This is a genomic window from Tardiphaga sp. vice304, from assembly GCF_007018905.1.
GTDB lineage: Bacteria > Pseudomonadota > Alphaproteobacteria > Rhizobiales > Xanthobacteraceae > Tardiphaga.
The window spans coordinates 4,712,120-4,726,188 of the sequence record NZ_CP041402.1 but is presented as its reverse complement, the minus strand read 5'-3'; the positions used below and the strand labels follow the sequence as shown (position 1 = coordinate 4,726,188).

Sequence of the window (14,069 nt, the reverse complement as noted above, 5' to 3'; positions counted from 1 at the left end):
CGTAACGAGTGTGGGGAGAAGCGCCATGTGGAATCAGGTCTACAATCCATTCAACAGCGGTACGCTGTCGACCATCGTCGCCGCCATTCCGGTGGTCGTGCTGTTGGTGCTAATCGCGACCAACAAGGTCAAGGCGCATGTCGCCGCGATCATTGCGCTGGTGCTGGCGAATCTCGTCGCGATCTACGCCTTCACGATGCCCGCCAACATGTCGGTGCGCGCCTCGCTGCTCGGCGTGGTCACCGGCTTCTTCCCGATCGGCTGGATCGTGCTCAACGTCATCTTCATGTATCGCCTCACGGTCGACTCAGGCCGCTTCGAGATCCTGCAGCGTGCGATCGGCGGCGTCACCAATGACCGCCGCCTGCAGATACTGCTGATTGCATTCTCGTTCGGCGCGTTTTTCGAAGGCGCGTCGGGCTTCGGTACGCCGGTGGCCGTTACCGGCGCCATCCTGATCGGGCTCGGCTTCTCGCCGCTCGCCGCCTCGGGCCTGTCGCTGATCGCCAACACCGCGCCGGTCGCCTATGGCGCGCTGGGCACGCCGATCCAGGGCCTGGCCACGGTCACCGGCTTCGACCCGTTCATCCTCGGCGCGATGGTCGGCCGGCAGTTGCCGGTGTTCTCGATGATCGTGCCGTTCTGGGTGGTGTGGGCCTTTGCCGGCTGGAAGGGCATGAAGGAAGTCTGGCCGGCAATCCTCGTCACCGCCCTGTCCTTCGCGATTCCGCAGTTCCTGATCTCGAACTACATCAACCCGTGGATCGTCGACATCGGCGCGTCGCTGATCTCGATGGCGACGCTGATCCTGTTCCTGAAAGTCTGGCAGCCGAAGCGGATCTGGACCTCGGCGGCGCTGCGCACCAAGGACGACTCCGCCTCCACCGTGCCGCCGGTCAAGCCGTTCAATACCGATCCGCTGACCAGGGCAGAGGTGTGGCGCGCGCTGACGCCGTGGATCATCCTGTGCGCGATCCTGCTGATCTGGGGCACCAACTGGTTCAAGGGCATCGTCAACCCGATCTTCACCTGGAACTATCCGGTGCCCGAGCTGCACAACATGATCAACAAGGTGCCGCCGGTGGCGCCCAAGCCCACGCCCGAGGGCGCGGTGTTCGCCTTCACCTATGTCTCGTTCACCGGTTCCGGCATGCTGCTCGCCGCCATCATCTCCGGCTTTGTCATGGGCTTCACGCCGGCCAGGATGATCGCGGAATACGGCCGCACCATAAAGCTATGCGCCTATTCGCTGATCACGATCTCGGCGATGCTGGCGATCGGCACGCTGACAAGGCTGTCCGGCGTCGACGCGACGCTCGGCCTCGCCTTTGCCGCGACCGGCGTGCTGTACCCGTTCTTCGGCACCTTGCTGGGCTGGCTCGGCGTGGCGCTGACCGGATCGGATACCGCGTCCAACGTTCTGTTCGGCAACCTGCAGAAGATCACGTCGGAGCAGCTCGGCCTGTCGCCGATCCTGATGAGTGCGGCGAATTCCTCCGGCGGCGTGATGGGCAAGATGATCGACGCGCAGTCGATCGTGGTGGCCTCCACCGCGACCGGCTGGTTCGGGCATGAGGGCACCATCCTGCGCTTCGTGTTCTGGCACTCGATCGTGCTGGCCTGCATGGTCGGCTGCTTCGTCATGCTGCAGGCCTATGTCTATCCGTTCACGGAAATGGTGCTGAAGCCGTAAAGCGTAGGGTGGGCAAAGCGAAGCGTGCCCACCGCGAAAAAAACTGCCGCACAAGAGGCGGCACTCGGTCTTCCTTCGCCCCTTGTGGGAGAAGGTGGCACGGACGAAGTCCGTGACGGATGAGGGGGTACTGAGTGACGGCGTTTGTGGTTACCCCTCACCCGGCCGCGCTTTGCGCGTCCACCCTCTCCCACAAGGGGAGAGGGAAGGCAGCGCGTCATGGTGGCGCCCGATTTATACGTGACCCGGTAGTCTCCGACGGCGCATCTTTGCCGCATTGCCGTTTCCACTTTCGAGAGTCCCGATGATGTCAGCGATCAACCTGTTGCGTGCCGGCGTGGTCGGCGCGGCCCTGCTATCGAGCCTTCCCCTGCACGCCGCCCCGGAATTTCCGTTCGGCCTGGAGATGACGCTCGACGCCGCGCCGCAGCCGGGCTCGAAGCGACGGCCCAACCTTGAAATCGGCGACGCCGGCGAGACCCGCATCGAGCTGTGGTGCAAAGGCGGCAAGGGTCAGTTTTCGGTGGCTGGCGACACCGTGGTTTTCGTCGCCGGCGCGATGGAGGAGCGCAACTGCCCGCCGGCGCGCGCGCAGCTCGACGACGAGTTGCTGGCGAATCTGGCGGCAGCGACCAACTGGAAACGCCAAGGCGAAGCGATAACTTTCATTGGCCCGAAGCCGCTGAAGTTTTTGCTGAATACGAACTGAGCGACGCTCTTTCTTCCCCTCTCCCACGGCGCCGCGCAGCGCCGCTGGCGGGAGAGGGGAAAACCAGCGTCCGGGCCGAAAGCTCTTACGAACCGAACCTTACTTCCACACCGACTTGTCCGAATCCCACCGCTGCGCCTTGAATTCCGCGGCGAGTGCCGCCACCGCTCCGTTGTCGTCGCGGGGATCGCTTTCCTCGTCGGTGTTGGCGGTGTCGGCGAGATTGAGTTTCGCGCCGGACGCCTCGTCGGTGGTTGCGACCGATGGCGCGCTGATCCACAGGATCAGCTTGTCCGACGTGCCGGGCTTGTCGGGCGAGACGATCGCGCCGACTTCCACCGTCTCGGTGAGCTCGAGCGCCGGTACCACCTGGCTCGGGCGTTTGAAGCTGAGCTTGACGCGGCCCGTCTCGTCGTCCCATTTCACGCCGGCGGGTTTGGCCGACAGCGACTTCGCCAGCACGCCGGACAACGTCGCGGCGACCTTGTCGCGAGCGATCTTGTCGCCGTCGCGCCACTCGGCGGCGTTGAAGCGCACGGTGCGCTCCATGTCGACGCTGCCGCTGGTCCAGCCGGCGTTGACCACGCCCGGATAGGCCTTCGCCCTGGCGATGAAGGCCGCCGCGCGTTCCGGGTCGATATTGAGGTTGATCACCTGCTCGCCGGCGCGCAGCGCGTCGCACGACACGTTGAGGCTCGCCAGCGATAGCTCGACCTGCTGGCCGCGCAGCGTGCGGACGAAATCCAGCGCCGCCTCGATCTTGATCTTCACCGCCACGGCCTCCGGCGACACTTCGGTGAAATCCTTCGGCGCGGCCATGATGTTGTCGTCGGCGGTCTGGTTGTCGCGGAATTCCTTCTCGCTCTGGTCGGAATTGTCGGTCGATGTCACGCTGGTCGTGGTCTGGCCGACCGTGATCTGGCCCTTGAACTCGAAGCTGTCGCCGGTCGGCCGCCGCGTCAATTTGACGGTCACCGGCAACTTGTCGATCTGGCTCTGCGTCGCGCCGGTCAGGGCGTTGCCATTGACCGTGAGATCGGCGACGAAGCGGTCGCGGCGCTCGGAGCCCTTTTCCGCGGGATAGCAGACGTCGAGCGTGGCGGCGGTGACATTCTTGCCCTGCCGTGTTTCGCGCAGCACCACGTCGGCATTGCCGTCCATCAGCCCGTCGATCGAGGTGAAGTAGCGCGTCTCGCTGGAGGCCGTGCCCTTCGCGGCGGGGGCGGCCGGCGCTTTCATCATCTGGGCGGAAGCGACCTGCAGCGTCGCTACGCAAGCGGTGGCGGCAGCAGCGATCAGGCAAACACGAAGCGCGCGCATTTCATATTCCTTGGGAGACTTAGAGCTGGTTCCAACCTGCCGGGCGCGCGGATTGAATCAGAACCGCGCCATCGGCGAAAGATCAAACCCACGATACCCAAAAAGAAGGCCGCCCGGAGGCGGCCTTCGATCGGTCGTGGCTGGTGCAAAGACTGGGCTCAGAAGCCCATGCCTCCCATGCCTCCCATTCCGCCCATGCCCCCCATGCCGCCGCCGCCGCCGGGCATCGCCGGGGCTGCTTCGCGCGGCAGTTCGGCGACCATGGCTTCGGTCGTCACCAGCAGGCCGGCCACGGAGGCCGCGTCCTGTAGGGCGGTGCGAACCACCTTGGCGGGATCGATGATGCCCTTGGCGACCATGTCGACATATTCTTCGGTCTGGGCGTCGAAGCCGAACGTCTCGGACTTGTTCTCCATGATCCTGCCGACCACGATCGAGCCTTCCACGCCGGCATTCTCGGCGATCTGGCGGATCGGGGCTTCCAGCGCCTTCAGCACGATGTTGATGCCGGCCTGGACGTCGGAGTTCTCGCTGGTGAGACGGCCCACCGCCTTCTTGGCGCGCAGCAGCGCCACGCCGCCGCCCGGCACGATGCCTTCCTGCACGGCCGCCCGCGTCGCGTTGAGCGCGTCATCGACGCGGTCCTTCTTCTCTTTCACTTCGATCTCGGTGGCGCCACCGACGCGGATCACCGCGACGCCGCCGGCGAGCTTGGCGAGCCGCTCCTGCAGCTTCTCGCGGTCGTAGTCCGAGGTGGTTTCCTCGATCTGCGCCTTTATCTGGTTGACCCGGGATTCGATCGCGGGCTTCTTGCCGGCGCCGCCCACGATGGTGGTGTTTTCCTTGTCGATCACCACCTTCTTGGCGCGGCCGAGCATGGCCAGCGTGGTGCTTTCCAGCTTCATGCCGAGCTCTTCCGAGATCAATTGCCCGCCGGTCAGTATCGCCAGATCTTCCAGCATCGCCTTGCGGCGATCGCCGAAGCCCGGCGCCTTGACGGCGGCAACCTTGAGGCCGCCGCGCAGGCGGTTAACGACCAGCGTGGCCAGCGCCTCGCCTTCGACGTCCTCGGCGATGATCAGGAGCGGCTTGCCCGACTGCACCACGGCCTCGAGCACCGGCAGCATGGTTTGCAGGCCCGTCACCTTCTTCTCGTACAACAGGACGTAGACGTCCTCGAGCTCGGCGGTCATCTTCTCGGGGTTGGTCACGAAGTAGGGCGACAGATAGCCGCGGTCGAACTTCATGCCTTCGACGATGTCGACTTCGGTCTCGAGCGACTTGTTCTCTTCGACGGTGATAACGCCTTCATTGCCAACCTTCTGCATCGCCTGGGCGATCATCTTGCCGATCGCGGCGTCGCCATTGGCGGAGATGGTGCCGACCTGGGCGACTTCGGCGGTCGAGGCGACCGGCTTGGCGCGCTTGGTGATGTCCTTGATCACGGCGGCGACCGCGATGTCGATGCCGCGCTTGAGGTCCATCGGGTTCATGCCGGCAGCGACCGACTTGGCGCCCTCACGCACGATGGCCTGGGCCAGCACGGTGGCGGTGGTGGTGCCGTCGCCGGCGGTGTCGTTGGTCTTGGAAGCGACCTCGCGCAGCATCTGCGCGCCCATGTTCTCGAACTTGTCCTCAAGCTCGATTTCCTTGGCGACGGTGACGCCGTCCTTGGTGATGCGGGGCGCGCCGAAGCTCTTTTCGATCACGACATTGCGGCCCTTGGGACCGAGCGTGACCTTGACGGCATTGGCGAGAATGTCGACGCCGCGCAGCATGCGATCGCGCGCGTCTCCGGAAAATTTAACGTCCTTGGCGGCCATGTTGGCTCCTATGGTTTGAGATGAGGGCATCGCTTTCGGCCGTCATTGCGAGGTCAGGGAAAGCCAATTGGCTTTCCCTGACCTCGCAATGACGATCCGAGGGACCGTTCATTGAGTTAATTCATCACGCCCATGATGTCGGACTCCTTCATGATCAGGAGCTCCTCGCCATCGAGCTTGATCTCGGTGCCCGACCATTTGCCGAACAGCACACGGTCGCCGACCTTGATGTCGATCGGGATCAGCTTGCCGGCCTCGTCGCGACCGCCGGGGCCGACGGACACCACCTGACCCTCGGAGGGCTTTTCCTTGGCGCTGTCGGGGATGATGATGCCGCCCTTGGTCTTGGTCTCGGCATCGATGCGCTTGACGACGACACGGTCATGCAGCGGACGGAACTTGGTCTTGGCCATGGGAGTTTCCTCTGGTCGGTTGCGGGTCAGGGTCATCGCGGAGCCGGTGCGGGGTCGTGGCCGAGGTGCAGTGCGGCACTGGCCACGCCCTTAGCAATCGGGTCGCAGGAGTGCTAAAGGAACATTCGGGAATATGGCCAGACGCATTGGCTGTCAAGGCAAGGTCTTAAGGCCTTGCTAGGGCCAAGATGAGATGATCTGGAAACCATATCGGCAGATGGGCGTAGTTCATGCGACCTCATTACTCCGACAGGTGTCTGCGCTTGGCTGCAGGATGGCGGCCACCAGCGATTGAGAATGTTGTTTTAGGGGATGCTATGATCAGGTCACGCCATGTCCGTACCGTTGCCCAGCTGGGTGTCGTCACCATTATGGCGATGATGATGGGCGGCTGTAGCTCCACGGGCGGCGGTTTCGGCGGGGGAATGTTTGGCGGATTTGGTTCTGACCCCGTCGTCGAAGCCCCGCCGCCGGCGGCGCCGGAATTGCCGGCCTCGATCCGGGCCGATGAAATCGTCGGCCGCTGGGGCCTGGCCTCCTACATGAATCCAGCTGACCGTACCCGCACGGAGAATGCCGCGCGCGGCCAGTGCAAGAATCCCTACATCATCGGCGCCGGCACCTCCGGCGGCGTCATCATGCATCTGGCGGACGAAGCGACCCCGCAGGAACTGCGCCTCAAAGGCAGCCCAAGCGGCAAGAACTACATCGGTCCGGCGGGTCCTGCCGGCGGCGAAAAGGACCGCGAGATCGTGTCGTTTGACGGCCGCATCCTGGTGACGCGCTTCATCGACAAGGACGCCGCGGTTCGTTACGGCAACATGGTCTACATCCGCTGCGCGCCACGGGCGTAAGCCTCGTTGGTCGAAGCCATCTTGTTTCGTCCCCGCTTTCGCGCGGACGACAGCTGAGAGCCGGAGCGAGATACAAAAATGGCGCGTCCCCCGACGCGCCATTTTCCGTTGATGTTGGTCGACTGTGTCTAGCCGAACATCGCGTCGATATCGTCCTGCGAGGCATGGCCGATGTCGCCGTTGAGCCTGGGGCCGTTGAGCAGGCGGTCGTCGCCCTCGCGCTCGTCGATGATTGGCGGGGCGTGTGCCTTGATGGCATCGACGCCACCCCAGATGTCCATCATCTCCGTGATGTGGTTTTCGATGAACTTCATCGTCGTCATCACCTTGCTGATGCGCTGGCCGGTGAGGTCCTGGAAGTTGCAGGCCTCGAAGATCGAGACGACGCTGTCCTGAACGTCGTCGAGCAACTGCTTGTGCTGATCGGGGGACGTTACCTTGCCGAGTGCGGTCGAGGCATTGTCGATGGCTTCGGCCGCGGCGAGAATCTGCTGGGTGGCCTCTTCGGTGCCGCCGACCACGGCGCCGAGTTCGCCGTTGACCTTGGCCATCTCGTCGCCGTTGAAGCTCTTGCCGTGCAGCACGGCAATCTCCTGTTTGGTACGGGTGATGGCGTCATGGATCAGGTCGAGCTCGATCTTGAGCTTCTCGCACTGCTCGATCTTCAGGCGGTAAGTCTCAAGCATGGCCTGTGCTTCGGCGACCTTTTCGTCGGCGGAGGCGCTGACCTGTTCGGAGACGGCATTGCGCTGCGGGGCGCCCATTTGCGATCGGATCGCGCGCAGCTCTGTCATCACCTCGCGATGCATCGGCGACTCGTTCTCGACGTCGGCGGGCATCGGCGTGCTGCCGAAATTGGTTTCTTCAATGCGAAAACGCTTGCGACGAACAGTCATATGGTCCCCCAACAATCAAGTACGCACCCTGTCTAAACGCATCAGTTTAACGCGGGGTTCACAGCCGGAACATTGTCATTTTGCATTTGATACCAGCGGTTAACCATCGGCCGGGCGCGTTCAGCAAAAATAAACGCTAGTCGCAACAAAACGGGGTTCCGGGCGACGTGGTGAATCGATGTGCCTCATCCATTTACCAAACCGACGCGAATTTCACTTTAAGTCGATGCGTGCAAAGCGCTCCTCGGGTGAGGACGCGTCACGACGAAACAGTGCAGAGTACGTCGATGTTGAAAACCTGGTCTCTCGCCTTTCTCGCCAGCGCGTCCTTCGCGGGCGCCGGAAGTCATCCCGCCGCGGCGTTCGATTCCGCGGACTACGTTACCGCACCGCGCGTCTACTACGCCGACCAGCCTGCGCGACCGGTGCAACGCACGGCCTATGCCGAGCGTCCGCGCATGGGCGGCGGCTTCATCGAATTCCTGTTCAGTGACAGCGCGCAGGGCCAGCCGTACCCGCCGCCGCCGGCCTATGAGCCGCGCCGCGGCATGCTGCCGGTGGATCCGCAACAAGCCATGCGGCAACCCGACGACACTATCGATGCCGCGCGGCCGGCGATGGATCCGAAATTCGAGCCGCAGATGGTCGAGTATTCCGGCCGGGAAAGCGCGGGCACGATCGTTGTCGACACGCCCAGCAAATTCCTGTTCCTGGTGCAGGGCGATGGCCGGGCGATGCGCTACGGTATAGGCGTCGGCAAGCCGGGCTTCACCTGGGCCGGCGTGAAGACGATCACGGCGAAAAAGGAATGGCCGGCCTGGACGCCGCCGCCGGAAATGCTGCTGCGCCGTCCCGATCTGCCGCGCCACATGGCGGGCGGACCGGACAATCCGCTGGGCGCGCGCGCGATGTATCTCGGCACCTCGCTGTATCGCATTCACGGCTCCAACGAGCCATGGACGATCGGCACCAACGTCTCTTCGGGCTGCATCCGCATGCGCAATGAAGACGTCATCGATCTCTACGGCCGGGTCAGCGTCGGCGCCAAGGTGGTCGTGATCTGATAGCAAGACCGCGGCGAAGGAACGCAAACGGCCGCTCGTGAGAGCGGCCGTTTGTTTAACGAATGGCCATGCCGCTCAGGCGAAGTTGTCGTCGTCGTAGCCGTCGGAGTCGAGGTCCATGGCGTCCTGGTCCTGGTCCTGATCCTGGTCGATATCGGCCTGCGCCTGGTCGTAATTGCCGGACCGCTGGCCGGACGAATTGCCGATGTCATTGACGCCGGCGTCCCTGGCGAGATCGCCGCCCGAACTATCAGAGCTCCACGGGCTCTTGCTCTCGCTGGCATTGGCGCTGTCGCCGAAGCCGTGCTTGTTGCCGCCGCCAAACATTCCGCCGAGACTGTTCATCAGCAGCGAACCGCCGACCATGCCGGCGGCGGCGGCCGCGGCGGTGCCGAGGAACGAGCCACCGCGGCCGGGCTGGGGCGCCTGCTGCCCCATCGGCGGCTGGCCGAACTGGCCCTGCTGTCCGTAACCACCCTGCTGTCCGCCACCCGGCTGGCCGTAGCCGCCCTGTTGCGGCTGGCCCATCACCTGTCCGGTATTCCACGCCGGCCGGCCGCCATCGCCGGGACGTACGCTGGGCACCGAGCCGCGCGGCTGGTTCTGGCCCTGATTGCCCTGGCCGAACAGCGCGTCGCGCATCGAATCCAGGAAGCCGCCGGGCGGTGCCTGTTCGGGCGCGCCATGGGCTTCCAGCTCGGTGATACGGTCGTGGGCGCGCTTCAGCGCCTCGTCCTGCAGCAGCACGGTCTGCACCAGCGCATAGATCGCGTTGGGCGCGCGGCGCTGGCCATCGGCGATCACGGCCTGCGCGTCGGGCTCGCGCGGGGCGGCTTCGACCTTGGCGAGCCGGTCGAACAGATCGTCGACGAGCTGGCGTTCTTGCGGTGTCATGGCGTTCTCCGTCTTCGCATCGCGCGGCTGAATGGCGCGTGGGAGATGTAGTGACGCTTTGTGTCGCAATAAGTGCCGCCCGGATTAAATTTCCGTATGCGACAAAACGCCCGGTCAGGTCGCCCGTGAAAGCGTTACCTGGCTTATGTCGAGCAGCCGCGCGAAATCGTCGCTGCCGAGATAGGCCAGTTCGCGGGCGCGCTGGTCGGTGAAGGGATCGAGGCTGATGAGCAGATCATCGACATGGCCGGGGTGGCACATGACGAGCCCGCCATCGGGCAGGCCGTGCAGGAAGCCGGTCATCAGCGCGCCGAAGTCCGATGCACCAGCAAAATCATAGGCGCCGGCAAAACCGGGATTGTAGGCGACGCCTGCTCCCGTCGCGCGCTTGCGGAATCCGGCGCTGAGCGTGTCGAGCAGCAGCGCCTTGGGCTGATCCAGCCGTTGCGAAAGCCTGTGCACCCGTCCGGACTGCCGCACCCAGGCGCCCGGGGCGCCATGCTTCACCGCCGCAAGGAACGCCTCTCGGACCTGCGGAAAAACCTGCACATGCTGGTGGCCGTCGACATAGGCCGGCGGCCGTCCGAACAGCGTGGTGAAGGTCGCGATCTGTGCGGCAATTTCGGCGCGGATCATTTCCGGATCGAACCGCCGCAGCAGGCTGCCGCGCAGCTTGTGCGCCAGCGGCAGGAATTGCTCGCCGCGCAACGGCTTGTAATGCATCGTCACCGGATGAAACGGCGCCGTCAGCGTAGCATGCAGGCCGATCGCGCAATTCGGGTTCTTGGCGACCGCGTCCTGCAGCATCGCGATCTCGTCGCGGCCGATCGCGGGACCCACCACCATCACCGAGGTGGCGTTGAGGCGGCCCCTGTCGATCAGCTCGCGAATGCCCTGGTTGACGCCGGGGCTGATGCCGTAATCGTCGGCGCACAGCCAGATCCGGCGCGGCGCGGCGGTCGTCATTCCGCGGCGGTCCGGTCGGTCGTGCCGGCGTCGGCATCGGCCGCCACGCGCTTCACGCTGTGCTCGGCCACGAAATAGATCGGCCGCGCCTTCAGCTCGGACAGGATCTTGCCGATATATTCGCCGACGATGCCGATCATCAACAGCTGCACGCCGCCGATCGTCATCAGGCCGACCATCAGCGACGGATAGCCCGGCACCGACTTGCCCTCCCACCAGGTCTCCCACAGGATGTTGAGCCCAAATAGGAAGGCGCCGACCGCGAGCAGCAATCCGAACATACTGGCGAAGCGCAGCGGTGCCACCGAGAAGGAGGTCAGGCCCTCGATCGACAGGCCGATCAACTGCCGGGGATTGAACGAGGTGACGCCGTGCTGGCGCGCCGCGGGCTCGTAATCGACGCGCAACTGCCTGAAGCCGATCCAGGTGGCGAGCCCCTTGAAGAAGCGATTGCGCTCCGGCAGCTGCCGAAGGGCGGCGGCGGCCCGCGGCGACAGCAGGCGGAAGTCGCCGGCGTCTTCCGGAATTTTCGCGCGCGCGCCCCAGTTGATCAGCTTGTAGAAGCCGCGCACGGCCTGGCGGCGCAGGAAGGATTCCTCGTCGCGATGCGCCTTGGCGGTGTAGACGACGTCGAAGCCGCCATCGATCCAGTGGCCCACCAGCGTCTCCACCAGCGTCGGCGGATGCTGGCCGTCGCCGTCCATGAACAGAACGGCGCCGAGCCGGGCATGGTCGAGCCCCGCCATCAGGGCGGCTTCCTTGCCGAAATTGCGCGACAGCGACACCACCTGCACGTCGAGCGCGGTGGCGACAAGCGTGCGCGCGATGCCGAGTGTGCCGTCGGCCGAGCCGTCATCGACATAGACGACTTCGCAGGACAGACCATGGCGCTGCTTCAGCGTCACCGCGAGCGCGTTGAGCCGGTCGTGGAAGATCGAAAGACCTTGCGCCTCGTTATAAAGCGGCACCACGATCGACAACCCCTGCGCCGCAGCGGTGGCGGGGTCGGTCGACAGGCGGGAAACGTCGCTGCCCAGCATCATCGATCAGATTCCAGTGTCCAGTTGATCCGGCAACATATGGCAATGGCGGCAGGCTGTCGCCAGCGCCCCATGCGCCCTCCTGCCGCAAGTTTACTGTCGCAAGAACGCCTCGAGCTTGGCGAACAGCGGGTTCTCGCGGTCCAGCACATATTCCAGCGAGGCAACCGACACGGTATCGGCGCCGTGCTGGCGCAGGAAGCTGCCGAGCGCGTAGATCTGCGGCGGCGGGCAGTGCAGCGTGATCATGCCCGACGAGGTCGGACCGCCAAACGGCGCCACCACGCCGAAGCGGTTATGCGCCTCGGTGAGCAGCTTCTGGTCGCAGCCGGCAAAGCGGGTGCGGACTTCCTTGTACTTGGCGGCGCGAGCCCGCGCGGCGATGTGGTCGAGGATGATGCTGGCGGTGGCGCGCGCCTCCTCGCTCCAGTCGGCGTCGCGCGACGCGACCAGATTGGCCTGGCTACGCAGCATCACGCCGTCGTCGAGCACCTTGAGGCCGTTGGCGACCAGGGTCGCGCCGGTGGTGGTGATATCGACGATCATTTCCGCCGCGCCGGTGGCCGGGGCGCCTTCGGTGGCGCCGGCGCTCTCGACGATGCGGTAGTCGACCACGCCATGTCTGGCGAAGAAGTTGCGCGTCAGGTTGATGTACTTGGTGGCGACGCGCATGCGGCGGTTATGCTTCGCGCGAAAACCGGTGGTGACGTCGTCGAGATCCGCCATGGTCCGGACGTCGATCCACGACTGCGGCACCGCAACAACCACATTGGCGCTGCCGAAGCCGAGACCCTCGATCAGCGCGACCTTCCTGTCGGCATCGGGAATGCTTTCGCGCAGCAGGTCTTCGCCGGTGATGCCGAGATGCACGGTGCCGCGCGCCAGGTTGGCGGCGATCTCGCTGGCCGAGAGATAGGCGATCTCGACATTGTCGAGCCCGGCGATGGTGCCGCGATAGTCGCGGGCACCGCGCGGCTTGGCCAGGATCAGGCCGGCGCGGGCGAAGAAGGCTTCGGCATTTTCCTGCAGGCGCCCCTTGGAGGGCACGGCGACGACGAAGGGCTGGGTCATGCGGCGCTCCCGGCGGATCCGGTTGCGGCGACGTCGGCGCGAACCTCGGTCAAGGCTTCGATCCAGATCGAGAAGCCGACCGCCGGGATCGGCTCGGCCGCTCCCAACTGCCCGAGCAGCCCGTCATAGCGCCCGCCGGCGACCAGCGGCTCGACGCCGTTGCCCTGGCGGTGCAGTTCGAATTCGAAGCCGGTATAATAATCGAGCCCGCGGCCGAACGAGGTCGAGAAACGGATTTTCGAAGTATCGATGCCGTGGGCGACCATGAAGCCGATCCGTTCTTCCAGTTCTGCAAGCGCTGCCGTGAGATCGAGGTTCGACGACAACGTAAGCAAGCGCAGCTGCGCAAGCGCCTGGTCCGGCGTGCCGGAAATGGCGAGAAACGCCGTGATGATCTTCAGTGCATCGCGCGGCAGCGCGCCGCCCTTCAGCGTCGATTGTTCGAGGAAGCGATCGGCGATCTCGGCGACCGACCGGCCGCCGACATTGCTGGCACCTGCAATCGACATCAGATCGGTGACCAGCGCCAGCGCAGCCTTGCGGTCCGAGCCGGCGAGTGCGGCCAGCACGCCTTCATATTCATTGCGCAGCGGCGCTTCGGCCAGCGCCAGCCGGCCCAGATCCATTTCGAGGTCGCCCTTGCGGTTGAAATCCTTGATCAGCCGGCGTTTCCACACCGGATAGAGGTCCAGCGCATCGATCAGCGCGGTGAACAAAGCGACGTCGCCGCTGCGGATCTCGATATCGCTCACGCCAGAGGCGGCAACCGCCTCCAGAGCGAGCGCCAGCATCTCGGCGTCGGCGGCGGCGCGGTCCTGGCGGCCGAAGGATTCGATGCCGGCCTGCTGGAATTCCGACGCCGCACCGTGCCGATAGCGGAACACCGGGCCGAGATAGCAGAACCCGGCTGGCTGGCCGGCCTTGGCGGAGGCAAGGTAGTCGCGCGCCACCGGAATCGTGAGATCCGGGCGCAGGCAGAGTTCCTCGCCGGAGGCGTCGGTGGTCAGATACAGGCTTTTGCGGATGTCCTCGCCGGACAGGTCGAGGAACGGCTCGGCGGGCTGCAGGATCGCGGGCTGGGCGCGCTGGTAGCCGGCCTCGGCAAAGGACAGCAGCAGCGCATCCGCCCAGGCGGCGGATCCGGTCGCGCGAAGGGCGGCGGGTTGGGTCATAGTCAGTCCAGCAATCCAGTGAAACGCAAGGTCGGCGCAGGCCTTAGCATGGGATTTGCGACGTTTCGACCTTCTTTCCCGAAAGGGCTTAACCGGAGCCCGGGGGTAGCAACCATTAAAGCGCGGCCTGCTTTTCAACCCATGGCGTGCCGCG

Annotated in this window: 13 protein-coding genes; 4 read left to right on the top strand and 9 right to left on the bottom strand. The window is 64.9% G+C overall.

Going from position 1 to position 14,069, the window contains the following annotated elements; all coding sequences use genetic code 11:
* Positions 1–25: 25 nt before the first annotated feature.
* The gene (locus FNL56_RS22550) at positions 26–1,693 is read left to right on the top strand and encodes an L-lactate permease (protein WP_143575088.1); all 1,668 of its coding nucleotides are present in this window, start codon (positions 26–28) and stop codon (positions 1,691–1,693) included.
* A 304-nt stretch (positions 1,694–1,997) separates the two neighbouring features.
* A complete protein-coding gene (locus tag FNL56_RS22545) occupies positions 1,998–2,402 on the top strand; it encodes an META domain-containing protein (protein WP_441351246.1) in 405 nt (134 codons plus the stop codon).
* A gap of 99 nt (positions 2,403–2,501) precedes the next feature.
* Here FNL56_RS22545 and FNL56_RS22540 read toward each other — a convergent pair whose 3' ends face one another.
* From FNL56_RS22540 to FNL56_RS22530, 3 genes are all read right to left on the bottom strand, one after another.
* Entirely contained in the window at positions 2,502–3,722 is a 1,221-nt protein-coding gene (locus FNL56_RS22540) for a hypothetical protein (protein WP_143575087.1), read from the bottom strand.
* Between the two features lie 158 nt (positions 3,723–3,880).
* Complete coding sequence (gene groL, locus FNL56_RS22535; protein ID WP_143578297.1) at positions 3,881–5,545, bottom strand: chaperonin GroEL; 1,665 nt, start codon at positions 5,543–5,545, stop codon at positions 3,881–3,883.
* Positions 5,546–5,661: 116 nt separating this feature from the next.
* Positions 5,662–5,958 (bottom strand): co-chaperone GroES, encoded by a 297-nt coding sequence (locus tag FNL56_RS22530; RefSeq protein WP_143575085.1) that lies wholly within the window; start codon positions 5,956–5,958, stop codon positions 5,662–5,664.
* A gap of 317 nt (positions 5,959–6,275) precedes the next feature.
* Here FNL56_RS22530 and FNL56_RS22525 point away from each other — a divergent pair, with 317 nt between their 5' ends.
* Complete coding sequence (locus FNL56_RS22525; protein WP_143575084.1) at positions 6,276–6,812, top strand: hypothetical protein; 537 nt, start codon at positions 6,276–6,278, stop codon at positions 6,810–6,812.
* A 128-nt stretch (positions 6,813–6,940) separates the two neighbouring features.
* Here the strand turns inward: FNL56_RS22525 and FNL56_RS22520 are convergent, their stop codons facing one another.
* On the bottom strand, positions 6,941–7,708 hold the full coding sequence (locus tag FNL56_RS22520; protein ID WP_143575083.1) for a protein phosphatase CheZ: 768 nt from the start codon (positions 7,706–7,708) through the stop codon (positions 6,941–6,943).
* 287 nt (positions 7,709–7,995) lie between these two features.
* On the opposite strand from FNL56_RS22520, the gene FNL56_RS22515 reads away from it, so the two are divergent.
* The gene (locus FNL56_RS22515; protein WP_143575082.1) at positions 7,996–8,772 is read left to right on the top strand and encodes a L,D-transpeptidase; all 777 of its coding nucleotides are present in this window, start codon (positions 7,996–7,998) and stop codon (positions 8,770–8,772) included.
* Between the two features lie 75 nt (positions 8,773–8,847).
* Here the strand turns inward: FNL56_RS22515 and FNL56_RS22510 are convergent, their stop codons facing one another.
* The 5 genes from FNL56_RS22510 to FNL56_RS22490 form a co-directional block, all read right to left on the bottom strand.
* The gene (locus tag FNL56_RS22510; RefSeq protein ID WP_143578296.1) at positions 8,848–9,666 is read right to left on the bottom strand and encodes a DUF2076 domain-containing protein; all 819 of its coding nucleotides are present in this window, start codon (positions 9,664–9,666) and stop codon (positions 8,848–8,850) included.
* Between the two features lie 114 nt (positions 9,667–9,780).
* Positions 9,781–10,632: a ChbG/HpnK family deacetylase gene (locus FNL56_RS22505; protein ID WP_143578295.1), complete on the bottom strand. Its 852-nt coding sequence runs from the start codon at positions 10,630–10,632 to the stop codon at positions 9,781–9,783.
* Positions 10,629–11,675, bottom strand: a complete 1,047-nt coding sequence (locus tag FNL56_RS22500) for a glycosyltransferase family 2 protein (protein WP_143575079.1) — start codon at positions 11,673–11,675, stop codon at positions 10,629–10,631. The genes FNL56_RS22505 and FNL56_RS22500 overlap by 4 nt, the downstream gene beginning before the upstream one ends.
* A 90-nt stretch (positions 11,676–11,765) precedes the next feature.
* Positions 11,766–12,743, bottom strand: a complete 978-nt coding sequence (gene hisG / locus FNL56_RS22495) for an ATP phosphoribosyltransferase (protein ID WP_143575078.1) — start codon at positions 12,741–12,743, stop codon at positions 11,766–11,768.
* On the bottom strand, positions 12,740–13,915 hold the full coding sequence (locus FNL56_RS22490) for an ATP phosphoribosyltransferase regulatory subunit (RefSeq protein ID WP_143575077.1): 1,176 nt from the start codon (positions 13,913–13,915) through the stop codon (positions 12,740–12,742). Before FNL56_RS22490 ends, hisG begins: the two co-directional genes overlap by 4 nt.
* Positions 13,916–14,069 lie beyond the last annotated feature (154 nt).

What these genes read in the sequence shown, in the direction of transcription:
- FNL56_RS22520 (WP_143575083.1), bottom strand. Translation starts at nt 7,708, where the DNA reads ATGACTGTTCGTCGCAAGCGTTTTCGCATTGAAGAAACCAATTTCGGC.
- FNL56_RS22530 (WP_143575085.1), bottom strand. Translation starts at nt 5,958, where the DNA reads ATGGCCAAGACCAAGTTCCGTCCGCTGCATGACCGTGTCGTCGTCAAG.
- FNL56_RS22500 (WP_143575079.1), bottom strand. Translation starts at nt 11,675, where the DNA reads ATGATGCTGGGCAGCGACGTTTCCCGCCTGTCGACCGACCCCGCCACC.
- FNL56_RS22490 (WP_143575077.1), bottom strand. Translation starts at nt 13,915, where the DNA reads ATGACCCAACCCGCCGCCCTTCGCGCGACCGGATCCGCCGCCTGGGCG.
- FNL56_RS22545 (WP_441351246.1), top strand. Translation starts at nt 1,998, where the DNA reads ATGATGTCAGCGATCAACCTGTTGCGTGCCGGCGTGGTCGGCGCGGCC.
- groL (WP_143578297.1), bottom strand. Translation starts at nt 5,545, where the DNA reads ATGGCCGCCAAGGACGTTAAATTTTCCGGAGACGCGCGCGATCGCATG.
- FNL56_RS22505 (WP_143578295.1), bottom strand. Translation starts at nt 10,632, where the DNA reads ATGACGACCGCCGCGCCGCGCCGGATCTGGCTGTGCGCCGACGATTAC.
- FNL56_RS22510 (WP_143578296.1), bottom strand. Translation starts at nt 9,666, where the DNA reads ATGACACCGCAAGAACGCCAGCTCGTCGACGATCTGTTCGACCGGCTC.
- FNL56_RS22540 (WP_143575087.1), bottom strand. Translation starts at nt 3,722, where the DNA reads ATGCGCGCGCTTCGTGTTTGCCTGATCGCTGCTGCCGCCACCGCTTGC.
- FNL56_RS22550 (WP_143575088.1), top strand. Translation starts at nt 26, where the DNA reads ATGTGGAATCAGGTCTACAATCCATTCAACAGCGGTACGCTGTCGACC.
- FNL56_RS22525 (WP_143575084.1), top strand. Translation starts at nt 6,276, where the DNA reads ATGATCAGGTCACGCCATGTCCGTACCGTTGCCCAGCTGGGTGTCGTC.
- FNL56_RS22515 (WP_143575082.1), top strand. Translation starts at nt 7,996, where the DNA reads ATGTTGAAAACCTGGTCTCTCGCCTTTCTCGCCAGCGCGTCCTTCGCG.
- hisG (WP_143575078.1), bottom strand. Translation starts at nt 12,743, where the DNA reads ATGACCCAGCCCTTCGTCGTCGCCGTGCCCTCCAAGGGGCGCCTGCAG.